At 63.6% G+C, this 19,295-nt stretch carries 14 protein-coding genes; 3 read left to right on the top strand and 11 right to left on the bottom strand.

The features are described 5' to 3' along the window. Positions 1–56: 56 nt before the first annotated feature. From AB4Y82_RS19570 to AB4Y82_RS19560, 3 genes are all read right to left on the bottom strand, one after another. Positions 57–2,855 (bottom strand): TonB-dependent receptor domain-containing protein, encoded by a 2,799-nt coding sequence (locus tag AB4Y82_RS19570; protein ID WP_441605268.1) that lies wholly within the window; start codon positions 2,853–2,855, stop codon positions 57–59. 131 nt (positions 2,856–2,986) lie between these two features. Next, complete coding sequence (locus AB4Y82_RS19565; RefSeq protein ID WP_441605267.1) at positions 2,987–4,102, bottom strand: FecR family protein; 1,116 nt, start codon at positions 4,100–4,102, stop codon at positions 2,987–2,989. Further along, positions 4,095–4,610 (bottom strand): RNA polymerase sigma factor, encoded by a 516-nt coding sequence (locus tag AB4Y82_RS19560; protein ID WP_441605266.1) that lies wholly within the window; start codon positions 4,608–4,610, stop codon positions 4,095–4,097. The genes AB4Y82_RS19565 and AB4Y82_RS19560 overlap by 8 nt, the downstream gene beginning before the upstream one ends. 196 nt (positions 4,611–4,806) lie before the next feature. On the opposite strand from AB4Y82_RS19560, the gene AB4Y82_RS19555 reads away from it, so the two are divergent. After that, on the top strand, positions 4,807–5,331 hold the full coding sequence (locus AB4Y82_RS19555) for a gluconokinase (RefSeq protein WP_441605265.1): 525 nt from the start codon (positions 4,807–4,809) through the stop codon (positions 5,329–5,331). Between the two features lie 363 nt (positions 5,332–5,694). Here the strand turns inward: AB4Y82_RS19555 and AB4Y82_RS19550 are convergent, their stop codons facing one another. Beyond that, on the bottom strand, positions 5,695–6,246 hold the full coding sequence (locus AB4Y82_RS19550) for a cytochrome b (protein WP_441605264.1): 552 nt from the start codon (positions 6,244–6,246) through the stop codon (positions 5,695–5,697). Positions 6,247–6,410: 164 nt separating this feature from the next. Continuing rightward, the gene (gene cynR / locus AB4Y82_RS19545; RefSeq protein WP_441605263.1) at positions 6,411–7,298 is read right to left on the bottom strand and encodes a transcriptional regulator CynR; all 888 of its coding nucleotides are present in this window, start codon (positions 7,296–7,298) and stop codon (positions 6,411–6,413) included. 176 nt (positions 7,299–7,474) lie between these two features. Between cynR and AB4Y82_RS19540 the strand changes: the two genes are divergently transcribed. Beyond that, a complete protein-coding gene (locus AB4Y82_RS19540; protein WP_441605262.1) occupies positions 7,475–8,299 on the top strand; it encodes a fumarylacetoacetate hydrolase family protein in 825 nt (274 codons plus the stop codon). A 152-nt stretch (positions 8,300–8,451) separates the two neighbouring features. On the opposite strand, the gene ssb is transcribed toward AB4Y82_RS19540, so the two are convergent. The 5 genes from ssb to AB4Y82_RS19515 form a co-directional block, all read right to left on the bottom strand. Beyond that, a complete protein-coding gene (ssb, locus tag AB4Y82_RS19535) occupies positions 8,452–9,021 on the bottom strand; it encodes a single-stranded DNA-binding protein (protein WP_441605261.1) in 570 nt (189 codons plus the stop codon). Positions 9,022–9,253: 232 nt separating this feature from the next. Then, positions 9,254–9,946, bottom strand: a complete 693-nt coding sequence (locus AB4Y82_RS19530) for a response regulator (RefSeq protein ID WP_441605260.1) — start codon at positions 9,944–9,946, stop codon at positions 9,254–9,256. After that, entirely contained in the window at positions 9,943–12,609 is a 2,667-nt protein-coding gene (locus AB4Y82_RS19525; protein WP_441605259.1) for an ATP-binding protein, read from the bottom strand. Before AB4Y82_RS19525 ends, AB4Y82_RS19530 begins: the two co-directional genes overlap by 4 nt. Positions 12,610–13,185: 576 nt before the next feature. After that, entirely contained in the window at positions 13,186–16,776 is a 3,591-nt protein-coding gene (dnaE, locus tag AB4Y82_RS19520) for a DNA polymerase III subunit alpha (RefSeq protein ID WP_441605258.1), read from the bottom strand. A gap of 91 nt (positions 16,777–16,867) precedes the next feature. Continuing rightward, positions 16,868–17,389: a TlpA family protein disulfide reductase gene (locus AB4Y82_RS19515; protein ID WP_441605257.1), complete on the bottom strand. Its 522-nt coding sequence runs from the start codon at positions 17,387–17,389 to the stop codon at positions 16,868–16,870. Between the two features lie 190 nt (positions 17,390–17,579). On the opposite strand from AB4Y82_RS19515, the gene AB4Y82_RS19510 reads away from it, so the two are divergent. Continuing rightward, entirely contained in the window at positions 17,580–19,019 is a 1,440-nt protein-coding gene (locus AB4Y82_RS19510) for an amino acid permease (RefSeq protein ID WP_441605284.1), read from the top strand. A gap of 52 nt (positions 19,020–19,071) precedes the next feature. Here the strand turns inward: AB4Y82_RS19510 and AB4Y82_RS19505 are convergent, their stop codons facing one another. Further along, positions 19,072–19,272, bottom strand: coding sequence for a hypothetical protein (locus tag AB4Y82_RS19505; protein ID WP_441605256.1), 201 nt, complete (start codon positions 19,270–19,272; stop codon positions 19,072–19,074). Positions 19,273–19,295: the final 23 nt, after the last annotated feature.

Here is a 19,295-nt window from a genome sequence, read left to right as displayed (position 1 = left end):
AGGACAACCGTCCCGCGCGCCGCCATGCGGTGCGACGCGCAGGACGTCAAACGAGGTCAGAACCGGTACATGACCGAGGCGCGGAACGATCGACCGAGCAGCGGTCGTGCGATGAACACGCTCTTGGTCGCATCGCTGCTCGCCAGTTCGCCGGCACGTGGATTGCCTTCGGTGAGGCCGAGCGAATTGTTGAGGTTGTCGGCGTACAGGAAGAACGACAACTCCGGTGTCATCTGGTAACGCGCGCTCAAACCGATGGTGTGGTACTGCGGCAGCACCACCGAGTTGGCCGTATCCACATAGCGCCGTCCTTCATACTCGTACGACATCTGCAGGCGCAGCTTGTCGTCGAACAGGTTCACGCCCGGCACCACGCGGAAGCTGTTCTTTGGCACGCGGATCAGCTGGTTGTCGTCGTAGTCCAGCAGCACCGGCGCACCCGCCGTCACCGTGGTATAGGTCAGCCCCTTGTACTTGGGATCCTGCACGGTCGCGGTGTACTGCACGTCGAAATACTTGGACGGATAGAACGTGCCTTCCAGTTCCACACCGTAGGTTTCGGTGTTGGCGTAACCCGTCTGCGGGGTCGACACGCCGCTGTTCGGATCGAACACGTAGTTGCTGAAGCTGACGTTGTTGTACTTGGTGTAGAACAGCGTGGCGTACGCATCCATGTAACGGTTGCTGTACTTGTAGCCCATCTCCGGCAAGATCATCGTCTGCGTGATCGGCGTGGCGGTCGGCGTGGTGATGTACGAGCTGAGGTTGGGCAGGCGGAAGGTTGAGGTGTAACGCGCGAACACACCCTGGTGCTCGCTGAACTGATAGTTCGCACCCAAGGTCCAGCCCAGCTTGCTGAAGCTGTGGTCGTAATCCACGAACTGGCCGGTGCCGGTGAGGATATTGTTGGTCGGCGGCGTGCCAAGATTCACATTCTGCGACAGCTCGGTCCAGCCCGTGGTGTTAACGCGCTCCCAGCGCGCACCACCGTCGATGCGCAGCTGGTCGTTGATCTGCCATTCGTCGGACGCGTAGAAGGCATTGGTGTTGGATGTGCCGCTGGCGTGCGCCCACTCGTAGCCGTAGCCGTAGATGCCATTGTTGGTCAGCTTGCCCAGTGCGTTGCCCTTGGCATCCACGGCCACCACGTCGAGCAGGCGCGCATTGTCGGTCGCCGTGAGGATGGCGGTAGACGAATAGCGGTCGAAACTCTGGTTGAAGTGCGCGTAGTAGTAACCAAACGTCACATCGTGCGTCTGGTCGCCGAATTCGAACTTGCGCAGCAGGCGCGTGTCGCTGGTGAACTCGTTCATCGGCATGGTGATGCCGCGCAGACCACCAGTCACGACCAGGCCGTTGTTGGGACTGGCGTTGTAGGCCTGGCCGTTGTCGACATATTGCAATCGCATGCCGGCGGCGTTCGGGTAGTACTTGGTGAGCTGCTTTTGTGCGGTGGTGAAGAAATCGCCCGTGGTCTGCACCGCGTTCGGATAGACGCCGTTGCGCACGGTATCCGTATCGCTGTAACGCAGGTCTTCGGCAATTTTCCAGCCGTCGCCCAGGTTGTAGTCGAACTTCACCGTGAACTGCGTGCGCTTGACCTGCGTGCCCAGGCTGTTGTCGAAGTTGTACAGGCTGCCGTTGCCCTGGATCATCTGGATGTGTTCGGTCTCCGGACCGGCCAGCGTGCCGTAGTTGCCGTTGAAGCCCGGCACGGCCTGCAGGTCGCCACTGGCATTGCGATACATCGGGATGCCAAGGTCCAGCGCGACCTTGTCGTCCAGGCGCTTGATATCGAAACTGAGGCTGCCGTTCTCGAACTGCTTGGACAGCGTGGCGCGCAGCTGGCCACCCTGGTCGTTGGTAAAGCCCGGGCTGCGGATGCCGTTGTCCTGGCGATAGAAACCACCGGTGCTCAGCTTCCAGCCATCGCCGATCGGCGTGCCATACCAGAAGTCCAGACGGTTGAGCCCGTAGTTGCCCAAGGTGTACTTCACCAGGCCCTCGGCGGATTCACCCACCTGGCGCGGTATGAAGTTGATCGCACCGGCCGGCGCATTCGAATAGAAGATCGACGACGGACCACCGCGCACCACTTCGATGCGATCGATGGTTTCATCCAGGCGGAACGCCTGATCCGCATTGAGATAACCAAGCGCCGGATCGTGCTGCACCGGAATACCGTCTTCGAGCAGGTTCACCGAGCCAAAACCGTCCACCGGAATACCGCGGGCGCGGATATTGCCGCTCGCTTCGCCGCCCGACGCTTCCACCCAGAAACCCGGCACCGACTTCAGCGCCTCGGTGACGCTGGTGGGGTTCTGCATGCGCAGGCGATCTTCGTCGATGGTGGTGATCGAGTAGCTGGTCTGGGCCTTGGTGCGCTCATCCACGCCGGAGCGCGCCGTCACCACGACTTGATCCAGATCCTTGGTCGTCTTGCCATTGCCGGACGCGACCGTCGCATCACTCGCCGCTGCAACGCCTGCACTACCGGCCGTCGTCACCGCAGCGGAGGCCGGATTGCCCGCATTGGCTGCCACGTTTCCCGGGACGATCGTCACCGTGTTCGGCGTGACCAGGCGGTAGCTCAGGCCCGTGCCTGCCAGCAATTGACGCAACTGCTGCTCCGGCGGCAGACCGGCGTCGGCACCGGGACTGCGGATGGTGTCGGAGATCTCCGAACCATAGACCACCTGCATGCCCGCTTCGTGCGAGAAATTCTCCAGCGCCTTGGACAGCGGCATCGCTGCGATGGCGGTGGTGTGCACCGTGGCGTTGGCTTGGGCGAACGTGGCCAGCGGAAGAGTGACGCCGAGCACGAGGGCGATATGTAATGCCAATCGATTGCGCATGAGGAGTAACAACCTTGAGTGAGGTAGATGACTGGCCGGTCTGTGACGCGCTTGCTGCGTTTTTTTCGGCCTATACCTTTCAAGAGCCTCGTTTTGCGCAACCGGGCACCTCCGATTGCATGAATCTTTTCTTACAGGCGCCCGGCTTTCGTGTCAGTTTGATTCGAGGCGACGATGCGCACGCGGTTGCCCTCTTCCACGACGCGCACATCCGGCAGCGTGGCAAGGTAGGCCGCGAACGCCTGCGGATTGTTGGCGTGGAAGATGCCGCTGATGCGTTCATCGGCGATGCTTGCGTTCTCGATCACCAGGGGTTTGCTGGTGTAGGCATTGAAGCGCCTCGCCACATTGCCGATGGTTTCGTGCTGGAAGCGAATCTCCGATGGCAGCCACGCAATGACCTTGGCCACCTGCGCAGGCTGCTTGATGATCTCGCCCGAGACGTTCAGTGAAATCTGCTGCCCCGTGGTGAGATCCGCCACCGGATCGGCGTTCAACAGCGCCGCGAGCCCGCCCTGCTTCGATTCGTCGGCGGCATTGAGCACGCGCACGCGACCGCTGATCACGGTGAGCGTGTCGCCGCTGGCATCGCGCTTCACATCGAAGACGGTGCCGATGTCCTGCAACACATGGCCGCCCACGTTGACCAGCATGGGTCGACGCGCATCCTTGCCCACGTCGAACAACGCGTTGCCCTTGATCACCTCGATGCGCCTGAAGCGTCCATCGAAATGCACGTCGATCACGCTGTTTCGATCCAGCTGCACCAGGGTGCCGTCGGGCAAGGTGACGGCACGTACCGCCGCCACGTCGCCCTTGAAGCTCCGCTCCACCAGGCCGTTGGCATCGCGCCAGTAGCCGACGCCAAGCCATGCCATCACTACCGCCGCCGCCAGTGCGGCCACGCGCATCGCCGCCCGGCGTGCCCGTCCGGGCCGCGCGACGTTTTCCTTGCGAATGGCGCTGCCCACCAGGGGAAACATCACCACCGGATTATCGCGGCCAGCCTGATCCACCAGCTGCTCGACCGTGAGCGTCTTCAGCGCGGCTGCGGCCTTGAAGTCGCCGTGCATCTGCACCACCGCGAAATACTCCGCCACGTGGCGCGGCGAAGCGCGCAGCCAGCCGAGGAAGGCCACGCGTTGGCGTTCCGTCAGCGGCTCCTGTTGCTCGATATACCAGGACACCGCCTGCTCGGTGATGCGACGCGCCTGCCGGGCGGCATCAAATTGCGAGGAATTATTCATAGTCGGCCATCCTTTGCCGGCACGCCGCCAGGCCCTTCACGACGTATTTCTTCACCATGCTGGTCGAGATGCTCATGCGATCGGCGATCTCGCGATACGACATCTCGTCGCGGTAATGCATGATCAGCACAGCCTTGCACTTGGGCGACAGGCGATCGATCAGCACGCCGAGGCGCTGCTTGCGAAGGTCGCTGTCCATGTCCGCTTCGAGATTGGTGGGTGCAGCCAGCTGCTCCACCACCTGCTCCAGCTCATCGCTGCCCAGCGGCGCCTGCTGCCGGAGCACGGCATGCTCCTTCACCAGGTTCGCGGCCACCGTGAACAGATAGGCCTCCGGGCTGCGGATATTGGCCGCATCCGCCGGCTCGATCCGCAACAGGCGCAGATAAACCTCCTGCACGAGGTCTTGCGCATCCCAGCGATGCGCCACGCGGCGCAGGAAGTACTTGCTCAGCGTCGCGCCCTTCTCCGCGAACAACGCCGACCACGCCCCATGCTTTTCCCGCACCGCTCCTCCTTCGACCGTGTTCGCCGAGGAAGGCTACGGCACTCAGACGGCACGGAGCCTAGGGGGGTGTTGTGACGGCTTCGTGACTTCGATGGCCTGTGCATGACAATGGTGGTGTTGGTCACAGTATCCTCGGGGTGCTCGGCGCGACGCCGGGCCACCACTCAGTCACGGGATGTCATGCATGCAAAACCCGATGCGCGCAATCGTCGTCATGGGCGTCTCCGGCTGCGGCAAGACCAGCGTTGCCACCGCCCTGAGCGAACGCATCGGCGCACGCATGATCGAAGGCGACGCCTACCATCCCGAATACAACGTGCAAAAGATGAAGGCCGGCATCGCGCTCACCGATGCCGACCGCCAGGGCTGGCTGGAGCAGTTGGCCGCGGAGCTCGCCAGTGTCACGGCCACCGGCCAGGTCGCCGTCCTCGCCTGCTCGGCACTCAAGCGCCGCTATCGCGATACGCTGCGCGCCGGCGTGGCGGAGCTCGGCTTTGTCTATCTTGAAGTATCACCCGAAGCCGCCGCCGAGCGCGTCAGCCTTCGCTCCGGTCATTTCATGCCCGCTACGTTGGTTGAGAGCCAGTTCCGTGATCTCGAATCTCCAACGGCGGAGCCGCGGGTATTGAGCGTGAGTGGCACCGATCCACTACACGTCATCATCGATCAAGCCCAGCGCTGGTGGAACGCAGGCAATGCGTTGACCCCACGCGATCGCTGACGCTATCTGCAGCGCGCCGATGCTCCCTTCAGCAAGTGGCACCTGAGTAAGCCGATCCGCCTTTTTGCGAACCGATGGAACGCCCATGCGTGGCTCGCGATGGCGACCTGTGCTGCCGATCGCCCCGTGACGTGGTAGATGATGAATCCAGCTATCACCAAGAAGACGTCGACACCGGATCTAGCCAGTACGCTCGCCAGTGGCTTCGCCCCATGCGTGCGCATCGGCTGGATGTCGCTGTAGAACGCCTTGAGTGAGGCGATGTCACGCAAATCCCAGACTGTTTCGGTAGCGCATGCCTCGACCCTCCCTTCAATTTCGTGCGATCTAATGCGGCAGCAGGCGAACGTCACTTGCAGCCAATCACAACATCCGCTTGGCAACGCCATCGCGATTGATCACCAGATGCTTCAGCACGGCGCCCAGATGAAGGATGAGAAGGCCGCCGAGCGCCAGAGCGAGATCGACGTGGATGGTCCCGAACAGAACGCGCAGCGACTCGCTGGGGGCGAAAAGATCAGGCCAATTCCACAGACCGAAAAAACTGACCGGGTGATCACCGGCGACGCGATGCGCGTAGCCGGCAAGCGGCAGCACCAGCATGGCCAGATAAAGCAAGCCATGGACGCTGTGCGCTATCCCCACCTGCCAGGACGGGATACTGCCCGGCAGCGGCGGCGGTCGGTGGCCCAGACGCCAGATGATCCGCGCTACCGCCAGCCATAGCACGACTGCTCCGATCGAGCCGTGCCAGAACAAGATGCTGTTCCACTCCGGCGACTTGTGAGAGTAGCCAGGGAATCGCTCCATCCGCAGCCCGATGATCAGGTTGGTCAGTATGAACAGAGCCACCAGCCAATGCAGAACTTTGGCGGTGCGTGTGTAGCTTGGGGCGGCAGATACGGGAACCAGCATGGGGATAGGGACCTTGTCGAATGGACTGAGCGCCAAGCCCTTCGATGCCAGGCGCTATCCACATAACCGGGCCGCGGTCCGATTTATTCCAGCAAGCGCAAGCGCGGCTGAGCGCGCGTCCCTGAGAGGATCGGGTGCCCGAGGCCACCCGTCCTTGAGCCGCCCTACTTCCCGACAAATCCTTCGGCGACATCCTGCGCGATGGCAATGAAGGCACGCGTCGCTGCAGAGCAATAGGCACTACGGCGGCGCAGCAGAGCAGCGCGACGCGCCCCCAGTGCGGGCTGCAGTTTTATCGACACGAGCCCCGGCCGTACGACATTGGCTGGCAGGAGCGTTGCCAGGTCATTGTGGCGCACGATCTCCATCAGAGCCTCGATCGAGTTTGCTTCGACGATGATGGTCGGCCGAAGATTCTTCCCATGGAAATACTGGTCAGCCAGCCTGCGCGTGGAGAACGATGTATCGAGTATGGCCAAGGGCATCTGTGCCAACTCCTTGGCCGTTACCATCGCTTTATGCGCGTCCCTGTGCCCCTTGCCGACGATCAACATCGGACGCTCTTCGTGCAACGGCGTCGCCTCGATGTCTTCCGCGGGAAAGTCTCCAAAGCCTATGCCCAGATCCAGCGCATCGTCACGTAGTGCCGGTTCGATGACTTCCTGCGATGAAACGCGGACCGTCAGCGTTATGCCGGGGTAGCGCTTGCGGAAGCGCTGAAGCACCGGCCCGATGAAATAGCTGGCGACGCTGGGTGTCACGCCCAGTCGCAATGCTCCCGTGGAAAGATCCTCGACATCGCGGACCGCACGCGTCGCCTGATCCAACTCCTCCAAAGCGCGCGCCGCATGTTGAAGGTAGATTGCTCCCAGATCCGTAGCGCGGACCTTGCGGCCGGAACGGTCGAGCAGTTGCGCGCCCACGCGCTCTTCCAGCTCCTTGATCTGTTGCGACAGCGCTGGCTGCGAAACATGCAGCGCCTGGGCCGCGCGGGTAAAGCTCCCATGCTCGACAACCGCCTTGAGATAGCGGACATGGCGCAGGACGGTCACCTATAACCCCCAGATTATGGCTACGCTAATAAATCGGTCTTGGACAGTTATAGCTCGACGCCGTAACTTTTTCACCAGGCGAGCACTGGGTGCATCGTCTGCCTATCCAGAGCCATGCTTAGCCTCGCTCACGTCCGCCATGCGGAACGTAGCCATCGATCAGCGGAGATTTGACCATGCAACAGTTTGCGCGAGTCCTCACCAGCAACGGCGTCGTCCCGGTCATCCTGAAGGATGGCAAGCACCTGGATCTTCGTCCCATCCTGCCTGACATCACCGCGGATGCCATTGGCAGCGGCATTTTGAATGCGGTCGATACGACCGGCCTCTCTCCTGTCGAGGGCGACTTCAGCTTCCTCTCGCCCATCGCGGATATTCGCCAGGTTGCCGCTACCGGCTTCAATTACCGCAAGCACATCGAAGAGTTCAAGATGACGCCGCCGACCGAGCCGGAAGTCTTCATGAAGGCCACCAGTTCGTTGTCAGGCCCGAATGACCCGATCTCGCGCGGCCCCAATCCCAATGTGAAACTTGACTGGGAGGTGGAACTGGCGATCGTGATCGGGCGCGAAGCGACCGATATCACGGCCGGGGATGCACCTGGCCATATCTTCGGTTTCGTGTGCATCAACGACGTTTCCGATCGCGATACTCAGGTCGACCAGCAAGGCCAGCAGCATTTGGTACGCGCCAAGTCGCGCCCCGGTTATTCGCCGGTGGGCCCGTACCTGACCACCGGCATTGATGGCATGGCGCTCGATCTGTGGACCAAGCTCAACGGCAAGTACGAGCAGCAGGGAAATACCGGCGACATGCTTTTCCCGATCAACGACCTGCTGGCCTATTTCTCGACCCACATGACGCTGTTGCCCGGCGACCTGATTGCAACAGGCACGCCCCCTGGCGTCGGCTTCGGCAAGAATCGCTTCATGCAGGTGGGCGATGTTCTTGAATGCGGCATCACGCATCTGGGTGCGCAGCGGCACGAGATCCGCCGCTGAGCGTTCGCGATCATGGATCTTGACGGCGCTCCGTCGCCAGGCGAGACGAACGCATCGCCACCGGCGCAGAAAACGCCAGTCGCAAAAAAGCAAAACCCCCGAAAAATCGGGGGTTCATGCTTCAAGACCGTCTGGCCGTTCCAGGGTATGCCTTAGAACGGGATATCGTCGTCATCAAAGCTGTTGTTCTGTGCCGGCGGAGCCGACTGGCGCTGCTGGTTGCCCTGGTTGTCGCCACCACGCGAGCCGCCGCCGAAATTGTCGCCGCCGCGGGCCTGGCCGCCACCGTAGTTGCCGCCGCCCTGGCGCGGCTGGCCACCGCCACCGCCGCCACCCTGGGCGCGCTGGAAGTTGCCGCCGCCGCTGCCGGCCGCGCCGCCTTCGGTACCGCCGCCGAGCATCTGCATTTCTGCGGCGATGATGTCGGTGCTGAAGCGCTCGACGCCGTCCTTGTCGGTGTACTTGTCGGTGCGCAGCGAGCCTTCGATATACACCTGGCGACCCTTCTTGAGGTATTCGCCGGCGATTTCAGCGAGGCGGCCGAACAGCTTCACGCGGTGCCACTCAGTGCGTTCCTGCTTTTCGCCGCTCTGCTTGTCGGTCCAGTTCTCGGAGGTCGCGATGCGGATGCTGGTAATGGCCGTGCCATTGCCGGTGTAGCGGGTTTCCGGGTCGGCGCCGAGATTGCCGACGATGATGACTTTGTTGATGCCACGTGCCATGGATGGGTTTCCTCTGTGAGCCGGCGCTGCGTTCTTGGGCAGTCAGCACCGGGATGTTGGTCCGGCGGCCATCATAACCGTGCCCCGGGCGTGGAAGACAGGATTGACCTGCGCCGGGGAACCGTGAATCGAGCCAGCCTTCGCCCTGCCCCAACGTGCGGGGTGGACGAAAAAACGTCCGGGAATCAGATCACTAAGCGCTCTCAGGGGCTGCGACACCCGAGCAGGCGACTCAGACCCCGCTGATAAACCGGTAGCCCACCCCCGGCTCGGTCTTGAGCCAGCGGGGGGTGGTCGGGTCGTCGCCCAGCTTCTGGCGCAACTTGCCCACCACGATGCGCAGATAGTGGCTGTCGTGGGTATGGGTGGCGCCCCAGATCTCGCGCAGCAGCAGCTGCTGGGTCACCACGCGACCGGCGTGGCGCAGCAGCAGCGCGAGCACGGCGTATTCCTTGCGCGTCAACGAGAGCTGCGCGCCCTCGAGCCACACTTCGCGGCGACCGAGGTCGATGACGAGCCTGCCGTCGTCGTAGCGCTGCATCGCTTCGGGCTCACCCTGACGGGTACGCAGCAGTGCGCGCAGGCGTGCCATCAACTCCTGGATGCCGAAAGGCTTGGTCACATAGTCGTTGGCGCCGGCGTCAAGCGCCTTTACCTTTTCGCTTTCCGAATCGCGAACGGAAAGCATGATGACGGGCACGTGCGTCCACTGGCGCAACTCGGCGAGCACTTCATGCCCTTCGCGGTCCGGCAGGCCGATGTCGAGTATCACCAGATCGGGCGAACGCGTCGCGGCCAGGGCAAGGCCTTCCGCTGCATTGGCCGCGAGCAATACCTCGTAGCCCTCGGCGCGCAGGCCGATGTCGAGGAACTTGCGGATCTGTGCCTCGTCGTCGATGACCAGGACACGTGCGGCGGAGGTCATGCGTGGTTGGTCGGCGGCGCCGGCAGCGGCAAGGTGATGCGAATGGTGGTGCCAATGCCGTCGCCCGGCAAGGCCTCCACACTGCCGCCATGCGCGCCGATCATGCCGCGGCAGATCGCCAGGCCAAGGCCGGTGCCCTGCGGCGCGCGATCGCCGCGCGAAACGGAGTAGAACATGTCGAAGATACGCGCGCGTTCGTCTTCCGGGATGCCCGGCCCACGATCGACCACATCGATCTGTATCTGCTCGCCCTTGGGACGCACGACCACGCGCACGGCCTGGCCCGGCGGCGAGAAGCGCGCGGCATTCTCCAGGATGTTGAACAAGGCCTGCTCGATCAGGGCCGGATGCACGTAGAGCAGCAAGGTCTGCGGCGGCAGCTCAATGTCGACCTTGAGGTCGGGAAACAGCTTGCGCAAACGAGTGGTGGCCGCGGCGACGATTTCGGCGGCATCGGTCCAGTCGCGATTGAGCTTGAGCGTGCCGTGCCCCAGCTTGGTCATGTCGAGCAGGTTCTGGATGTAACGGTCCAGCCGCTGCCCTTCGCCAAGAATGGCTTCCAGCAATTCCTGGCGTTCACTGGGCGGCAATTGGTCGCCATAGCTGGACAACGTGCCGGCAGAACCAATCATCGAGGCCAGCGGCGAACGCAGGTCGTGCGACACCGAGGAAAGCAGCGCATTGCGCAAACGCTCGGTCTCGCCCTGCACGCGCGCGCCCTCCAGTTCCTCGGCCAAGCGTGCACGCTGCAGCGCCTGGCCGATGTCCTGCACCATGGTCAGTGCCAGGCTGCGCTCGTCGGTGGACGGTTCGCCCTGTCCCGCGGGTAGGCGCAGTGCGGCGACGCCCAGATGATTGTCATCGCTCCCCAGTGGCAACACCCAGCAAGGCGCCGCGTTGAGCGTGTCAGTAAAGCGGCCCGCTTGCTCCGAGTGCTTTTCGCTCCACTCGGCCGCACCCAGATCCTGCGAGGTCAGATCGAAATCACGCGGCGACGACGCCACCACGCGCAACACCTGGCTCGCGTCGCGCGCCAACACCGCCACCTCACAGCGCATGACATGCGCCAGCGCCGAAGCGCCCACGCGTCGGATACCTTCGGCATCGGTGCTGGTGGAAAGCCGCTGCCCGAGCGCGAGCAGGGCGCGCGCCTGCGCATGGGCGGTGCGCAGGGACTCGACCTGACTGGCCAGCTTGGTAGCCAGGCGGCTCGCCACCAGGGCGGCGACGAGGAACAGGCTGACCGCCAGCACATCGTCGAAGTTGGCGATCATCAAGGTGTAGCGTGGCGGCGCAAAGAAGAAGTTGTAGCCGATGAAGCACAACAACGCCGTATACACCGCCACCGCCATGCGCGTCCTCACGGCCACCACCAGCACGGCGGTGAGAAAGATCAGTGAGAGGTTGGCGACGGACAGGTAACGGTCGGCGATGAACGACAACCCGAATGCCACCAGCGTGGCGAGCGTCGCATAGATGTATTCGCCGCGACGTCCGGACCCTCCCGGCATACGCAGGCGCAGCCGCGACTTTGCCCGCTCGGCCGGCGTAGCGATGATGGTGAGTTCCAGATGCGCGCCACGACGCAACAGCAGCTGGGTCAGCGAACGGCCGAGCATGCGTGCAAGCGGACGTTCGCGCGTACGGCCAAGGATGATCTGGCCGATGCCTTCGCGATCGGCATGGGCGATGAGTTCATCCGCGATGGCGTGACCGCGCAATATCACCGTATCGCCGCCGAGCCGACGCGCGAGACCCATGGCCGCATCCAGTCGCTCGCTGCGCGCCTTGTCCAAAGCTGCGCCCGTATCGACGAAGGCTACGCTCCACGGTGCGCCACGCCGTTCGGCAATGCGGCGAGCGATACGCACAAGATATTCGCTCTGCGAATGGCCATCGATGGCGGCCAGCACGCGCCGGCGCACCGGCATCGCGCCGCCGCGTGCGAGCATGTGCTCGCGCAAGTCGCTATCCACATGGCCGGCAACGGTATCGACAGCCAGCTCGCGCAGCGCAACGAGGTTAGTCGGCGAGAAGAACGCATCGAGCGCCGCGGCCGCCGTCTCGGGCACATAGACCTTGCCTTGCTTCAGGCGCTGGATCAGCTCGCGCGGCGGCAGGTCGACCAGCACGATGTCGCGTGCACGATCGAGAAAGGCATCGGGCACCGTTTCGCGCACGGTCACGTTGGTAATGCGCCTCACCTGATCGTTGAGACTTTCCAGATGCTGCACATTGAGCGCGGAATACACCTCGATGCCGGCCTCGAGCAGCTCGGCAATATCCTGCCATCGACGCTCATGGCGACCGCCCGGCAAGTTGGTATGCGCCAGTTCGTCGACCAGGATGATGTCGGGGCGTCGCGCGAGCGCCGCATCAAGATCGAACTCGGTGAAGTCGCGCCCCTTGTAATTCACCTTGCGGCGCGGCAGCTGCTCAAGCCCCTCGAGCAGCGAAGCCGTTTCCTGCCGCCCATGCGTCTCCACCAGACCAATCACCACATCGATGCCCTGGCGCTTTAGCTCCCGCGCCGCAGACAACATGGCGTAGGTCTTGCCCACACCCGGCGCCGCACCAAGGAAAATCTTCAAGCGACGCGTGCGCTCTTCCTGCACGGCATCCAGCAGGGCATCGGCACGTGCTTCGCGAGTAGGTTCGGACATGGGTGTCGTTGGGGATGTGATGGGATAAGGGTAGGACTTGGGGTTCGGTGCGGATAGTGCTTCAAGCAGATAGCAACGTTACCGCGAGCACCCGCCCCTCACCCCAACCCTCGACCCACAGGGGAGAGGGAGAAGTGCAATGCACCGCGAAACCTGGCAAACAAAGGGCAATGCGAAGCGAGCCTCCGCTTTAAGTCCTCAGGGATTCGGTCGCGTTGCGCAGCGCTTTGGAGTATCCCCTGTGTACCCTTGGAGGTTGTCCGATCACGACGCACCTCAAGCGTTCGGGCTTATCCCAACACGATGCTGCGGGCGTTATCAGGCCATTTTCTTTGGGTTACTTTTCTTTTACTCCGGGCATCCTGCCCTCCGCCCTTCGGGCCGGCTTCGCCGTTCGCACGCGCTCCTGCGCGTGCGTGGGCCAGCAAAAGAAAAGTGATTCGGTCGGCGGCAGCCGATCGAAACGCCCGCCGCGTAGGCGGCACGCTGGCGGAGAGGCAACAACCGGAGACCGACGAAACTGGATTCCGGCCTGCGCCGGAATGACGACTAGGAAAGGACGCGCCGACCGGTCAATCAATCCCCCCGCGGCCGATCATCCGTCTTCACAATCCTCAACTTGGCAGCCTCCACCCCAGGCACCGCCCGAATCGCCCGCAACAACTCCGGAATAGCATCCACCCGCCATTCCTCGCCCAATTCCAGGTCCGCCTGCGCCGTAGCGTTGTGATACCCGTAAAGAATCACGCTAGCGCGCCCACCCCGGTACCCAGCCAACGTCCGCCGCAGGTCCTCGATAAAACCCGGATTGACCCCGTTCAGTTTTAAACGCAACAGGCGCGCATAGCGGCGGCAGCCGTCGCCGAGGGTGTAGGCGCTGCGGGCGCGCAAGGCGAAGCCGCCGCCAGAGAAATCGTCGATGCGCAGGCCGCCTTCCACCACCAGCATTTCGTCGCGCGTCAGCAACGGCGCCACCTGCTGGTAGAGCTCGCCAAAGAAGCTCACCTCGATGATCCCGGTGCCGTCTTCCAGCCGTACGAAGGCATCGCTATCGCCGCGCTTGCGGATGGCCGTGACCATGCCGGCCACGGTCCACGGAGTATCCGGGCCCCGACGGAAACGGTTGTTGTCGCCGTCGTCGTTCTTGCGCGGCTTGGGCGGCTGGTAGCGATCGCCGATCTCGCCCAGGGGGCAGGTGGACAGCTGCGCCAGCTCGTCCTTCCACGGATCGGTGGGATGACCGGAAAGATAATGGCCGAGCGTGTCGCGTTCGCCCTGCAGCAGTTGTTCCAGCGGCCATTCGGGCACGGTGGGCAGATCGACCTGCACGACCGGTGCGACGCTGCCCATCATGGCGCCGAACATATCGTTCTGGCCGCTCTGTCGATCGCGCAGATGCTGCTCGGCCACCTTCATCGCGTTCGGCAGCTGCGCCATCAGGCTGGCGCGATTCTCGGCGAGTGCATCGAGCGAGCCGGAAAGAATCAGCGCTTCGAGCACGCGACGATTGAGCTTGGTCGAATCCACGCGACGGCAGAAGTCGGGCAGGTCCTTGTACGGGCCGTTGCGCTTGCGTTCGTCCGCGATCGCTTCGCACGCGCCCTGGCCAACGCCCTTGATCGCGCCCAGGCCGTAGCGAATCGTTCGCGCGCCCTGGCGCCCCGTCGACGATGAGCCGTCTGCTTCCACCGCCACGAACATGAATTCGGACGCGTTGACGTCCGGCGGCAGCACCTTCAGGCCGATCGCCTTGGACTCGTCGATGAAGGTGACGGCCTTGTCGGTGTTGTCCATGTCCGACGAAATCGTCGCGGCCATGAACTCAGCCGGGTAGTGCGCCTTCAGCCACGCTGTCTGATACGAAACGAGCGCGTACGCCGCGGCATGCGACTTGTTGAAGCCGTAGCCGGCGAACTTTTCCATCAAGTCGAAGATGGCGTCGGCCTTGTCGCCGGTCAGCCCGTCCTTGGCCGCACCCTCGCGGAACTTGGCGCGCTCCTTCGCCATTTCCTCCAGTTTCTTCTTGCCCATCGCGCGGCGCAGCAGGTCGGCGCCGCCGAGCGAATAACCGCCCACGATCTGCGCCATCTGCATCACCTGCTCCTGATAGACCATGATGCCGTAGGTCTCTTTCAGGATCGGCTCGACGCGCGGGTCGGGATAGATCACATCCTCGCGGCCATGCTTGCGCGCCACGAAGCTGGGGATCAGATCCATCGGGCCGGGGCGATACAAGGCCACCAGCGCGATGATGTCTTCGAAGCGGTCGGGCTTGGCGTCCTTGAGCATGCGCTGCATGCCGGAGGATTCGAGCTGGAACACAGCCACCGTCTGCGCTTTTTTCAGCAGATCGTAGGTGGGCGCATCGGTGAGCGGCAGCGCGGCGATATCCAGCGGTGCTTCGCCGCAAGTCTCGCGACGCAGATTGATCGCCTTCACCGCCCAATCGATGATGGTCAGCGTGCGCAGGCCGAGGAAGTCGAACTTCACCAGGCCGACCGCTTCCACGTCGTCCTTGTCGTACTGCGTCACCACACCCGCGCCGCCCGGTTCGCAGTACAGCGGTGCGAATTCGGTGAGTGGCTTGGGACCGATCACCACGCCGCCGGCGTGCTTGCCGACGTTGCGGGTGAGGCTTTCCAGGCTCAGTGCCAGGTCGATCAGCGTGCGCGCTTCTTCGTCCTGCTCGTAGAGTTCGCAGAACTCCTTGACGATGCGATCAGGTTCTTTCTTGGCTTTTTCCGAACGTCCGAGCGCGCACTGCAAGGTGAGATCGAGCGGACGCGCGGGAATCAATTTGGCGATGCGGTCGACCGCGTTGTAACCCATGCCGAGCACGCGGCCGGAGTCGCGCAGCACGGCCTTCGCCGCCATCGAACCGTAAGTGATGATCTGGCTGACGTGGTCGCGGCCGTATTTGCGCGCGACGTAGTCGATCACCTCATCGCGGCGATCCATGCAGAAGTCGATGTCGAAGTCGGGCATCGACACGCGTTCGGGATTGAGGAATCGCTCGAACAGCAGGTCGAACTGGATCGGATCCAGGTCGGTGATCTTGAGCACCCACGCCACCAGCGAACCCGCGCCCGAACCGCGGCCCGGTCCCACGGGAATGCCGTTCTGCTTACCCCAGTTGATGAAGTCCGCCACGATGAGGAAGTAGCCGGGGAAGCCCATCTTGATGATGACGTCCAGCTCGCGTTCCAGTCGCGTTTCGTATTCCTCGCGCGTGCGGCCCGGCGCGACGCCGGCGAATTCGAGTCGCTCGCGCAGACCCTCGCGCGAGATTTCGCGGATATAGCTGGCCAGGTCGTGGCCTTCCGGCACCGGGAAATCAGGCAGGTAGTACGTGCCGAAATCCAGTTCCAGCGAGCAGCGCTTGGCCAGCTCGATAGTGTTTTCCAGTGCCTCGGGAAGGTCGGCGAACAGCGCCTCCATTTCTTCCGGCGACTTCAGATACTGCTGGTTGCTGTAGTCGCGCGGACGCTTGGGATCGGCCAGCACGCGACCCTGGTTGATGCAGACGCGCGCTTCGTGCGATTCGAAGTTGTCCGCCTTGAGGAAGCGCACGTCGTTGCTGGCGATCACCGGCAGGTCGAGCTCGCTGGCCAGGGCCAGGGCGGCGGCGTTCCAGTTTTCCTCGCCGTCGCGACCGGTACGGGTCAGCTCGAGATACAGGCGATCGGCCATTTGCTGGGCGAACGGTCGCAGGCGCGCGGCCGCGTTGGTCACGCCCTGATTCACAGCGATGCGTCCGGCTTCGCTTTCTCGGCCGAGCAGGGCGATCAAGCCACGCGTCGCATCCTCAGTCAGCCAGCTGGCGTCCACCAGCGCACGACCGCTGTGCTGGCCGTCGCGCCACGCGCGCGACACCAGACGGGACAGGTTGAGATAACCCTCGCGGTCCTGGCAGACGACCGTCAGACGCCAGGGGCGCGGATCGTCCGGCGCGCTCACCCACAGGTCGCAGCCACCGATCGGCTTGATGCCGGCGGCGCTGCAGGCCTTGTAGAACTTCACCAGCGCGAACATGTTGCTGTCGTCGGTCAGCGCGACGGCCGGGATACCCAGACGCACACAGGCTTCGACCAGTCCCTTGATGCGGACAGTCGAGTCGACCAGCGAGTATTCGCTGTGCAGGTGGAGGTGAGCGAAGCGAACGGACATGGCGCACGCGCGAGATGGATGTTCAGCCTAACGGTGCGGCAGGGGAGGGGCAAGATTGACATTGCCGCCCCTACGACTTTTCCCCATGGGATCAGGAAGAAGCCGGGCCTGCGACCGCTGCCTTCGTCGCGTCCGGCGCGGGTTGGGCGAGCAATTCGTCCACTTGCGCCATGATGGTGTCCAACAAGTCTTCGCCGTAGCCGGTGTAGATGTGGGCAATACGACCGTCGCGCCCGATCATGACCATGAAGGGCAGGCCGTTGATGGCGTACGGCTTGCCGATGCGGTTGTCGGGGGCATCGTAGGTCAGGACCACGTCGAGGTTCTGCCAGCGGCGGCGCAAGTCCTTGAACTTGTCGTACTCGTCGGCGTGATTGACGCCGATCACCTTGAGCTCGTCGGCGCCCTTGAGCTTTTGCAGCACGGCCAGCACGGGCAGCTCTTTGCGGCAGTAGGCGCACCAGGAGGCCCAGAAGGAAACGATCACGACTTTGCCGCGCATGCCCGACACAAGGACGTCGTGCCCGTCGCGATCGTGGCCGAGATAGTCGGGCGGGATATCGCCGGGTCCGGGTCGGGCCTGGACCAGGGTCGCAACGGCAAGCGCCAGCACGGCCAGCGTCGTTCGGATCGAGTGTCGCATCGCATCTCCCCCTGGATGGGCGAAGCATAGCCGAGGCCCGGGCCGGAGCCATGGCGCCGCGCAGCCGGACCTATGGCGGTTGCAGGGAGTGGCCGGGACTGGCATGGTCGAACGCTTTATCCATCTGCACGGCGGCCTGGTGCTCGCCGGGGAAACACTGATGTCACTGATCCGATCGCTGTTCACCGCCAAACCCATCGAGGCATCGCTGACCGCCAGCGACAACCTGCGGCGTACGCTGGGCCTCAAGGATCTGATCGTGTTGGGCGTGGGTGCGGTGATCGGCGCAGGCATCTTCGTGATCACCGGGCAGGCAGCGGCTGAGCATGCCGGTCCGGCCTTGACCCTTTCGTTTGTACTGGCGGGACTCGCCGCCGCACTGGCCGCGCTGAGCTACGCGGAGTTCGCCGCCATGCTGCCGGTCTCCGGCAGTGCCTATGTCTATGCGTACGCCACCTTCGGCGAATTGCTGGCCTGGTTCATCGGCTGGAACGTGGTGGCCGAATACCTGCTGGCGGTGTCGTCGGTGGCGGTGGGCTGGTCTGGTTACGGCGTGGGCCTGCTGCACAGCATGGGCATCGATGTCCCCAGCGTGCTGGCCAATGCGCCACTGGCTTTTCACGACGGTCACTTCGTGGTGACCGGTGCCTGGATCAACCTGCCGGCGCTGCTGGTGGTATCCGCCATCACGGCCTTGCTCTACACGGGAACGCGGCAATCGACCTTGTTCGCCAGTGTGGTGGTGGTGGTCAAGGTCCTGGTGGTGATCCTGTTCGTGGTGTTTGGCCTGCAATACATCGACACCTCGCTGTGGCACCCCTATGTGCCGGCCAACCAGGGCGGCGACCATTACGGCTGGAGCGGCGTGTTCCGCGCGGCGACCAGCGTGTTCTACGCGTACATCGGCTTCGACGCGGTGGCGACGGCGGCGCAAGAGACGCGCAATCCGCAGCAGAACGTGCCCGCCGGCATCCTGATCTCGCTGGCCGTGTGCACGGTGCTCTACATCATCGTGGCGGCGGTGCTGACGGGACTGGTACCGTTTGCCCAGCTCGCCACCGCCGAGCCGGTGGCGACGGCGCTGGCGGCACATCCACAGCTGGCCTGGCTCAAGCTGCTCACGCAGGTTGGCGCGGTGGCCGGCCTGACCTCGGTGATCCTGGTGATGCACCTGGGCCTGGCGCGCATTCTCTACAGCATGGCCGGCGATGGTTTGTTGCCGCGCATGTTCAGCGCCGTGCACGAGCGCTTCCAGACGCCGCATCGCACGACCGTGCTGGTCGGCCTGGTCGGCGGCGTGCTGGCGGCGGTGTTCCCGCTGAGCCTGCTCGGCGACCTGCTCTCGATGGGTACGCTGCTGGCCTTTGCCACGGTATGCGTCGGCGTGCTGGTCCTGCGTCGCACGCGTCCTGACTTGCCGCGCGGTTTCCGCGTGCCTGCCGCCGCGGTGGTATGCCCGCTGGGCGTGGCGGTCTGCCTGTTCCTGCTCGCGCAGATGAATGCCGGCAACTGGATGCTGCTGGCCGGCTGGACGGCGCTCGGCATGCTGATCTATGTCGGCTACGGCTATCGCCATAGCTTGCTGCGGGCGCGCGACTGATTTCCCATTCCAAGGCGACGATGGCGCTCCATCGTCGCCTACCTTGACGGCATCACCAGATGTGAAAGCGTTCGCTGGCGTCGTAACGGTCGAGGTAGTGCTCCAGTCCGTCCACCCTCAGCGGATGGCGGTCGTAGTCGACGTGACGGTATTCGGCCTCGGCGATCGCATTCATCTCTTCAAGCGTGAGTTGCGAGTGGGGCGTGAGGTTGGGGCTGATGTCAGGCTCGTTGGGGCGGCGGGTGGTGCTCATGACACAACTCCTGCGGTCGAATG

The sequence above is a fragment of the Dyella sp. 2YAF14 genome, from assembly GCF_052114725.1.
Taxonomy (GTDB): Bacteria; Pseudomonadota; Gammaproteobacteria; order Xanthomonadales; family Rhodanobacteraceae; genus Dyella.
The sequence above is the reverse complement of the archived record's forward strand: the minus strand, read 5'-3'. Positions and strand labels throughout refer to the sequence as shown.

Coding starts and splice junctions, on each gene's coding strand:
- AB4Y82_RS19570 (WP_441605268.1), bottom strand. CDS start 2,855: ATGCGCAATCGATTGGCATTACATATCGCCCTCGTGCTCGGCGTCACT.
- AB4Y82_RS19565 (WP_441605267.1), bottom strand. CDS start 4,102: ATGAATAATTCCTCGCAATTTGATGCCGCCCGGCAGGCGCGTCGCATC.
- AB4Y82_RS19555 (WP_441605265.1), top strand. CDS start 4,807: ATGCGCGCAATCGTCGTCATGGGCGTCTCCGGCTGCGGCAAGACCAGC.
- AB4Y82_RS19550 (WP_441605264.1), bottom strand. CDS start 6,246: ATGCTGGTTCCCGTATCTGCCGCCCCAAGCTACACACGCACCGCCAAA.
- AB4Y82_RS19540 (WP_441605262.1), top strand. CDS start 7,475: ATGCAACAGTTTGCGCGAGTCCTCACCAGCAACGGCGTCGTCCCGGTC.
- ssb (WP_441605261.1), bottom strand. CDS start 9,021: ATGGCACGTGGCATCAACAAAGTCATCATCGTCGGCAATCTCGGCGCC.
- AB4Y82_RS19530 (WP_441605260.1), bottom strand. CDS start 9,946: ATGACCTCCGCCGCACGTGTCCTGGTCATCGACGACGAGGCACAGATC.
- AB4Y82_RS19525 (WP_441605259.1), bottom strand. CDS start 12,609: ATGTCCGAACCTACTCGCGAAGCACGTGCCGATGCCCTGCTGGATGCC.
- dnaE (WP_441605258.1), bottom strand. CDS start 16,776: ATGTCCGTTCGCTTCGCTCACCTCCACCTGCACAGCGAATACTCGCTG.
- AB4Y82_RS19510 (WP_441605284.1), top strand. CDS start 17,580: ATGTCACTGATCCGATCGCTGTTCACCGCCAAACCCATCGAGGCATCG.
- AB4Y82_RS19505 (WP_441605256.1), bottom strand. CDS start 19,272: ATGAGCACCACCCGCCGCCCCAACGAGCCTGACATCAGCCCCAACCTC.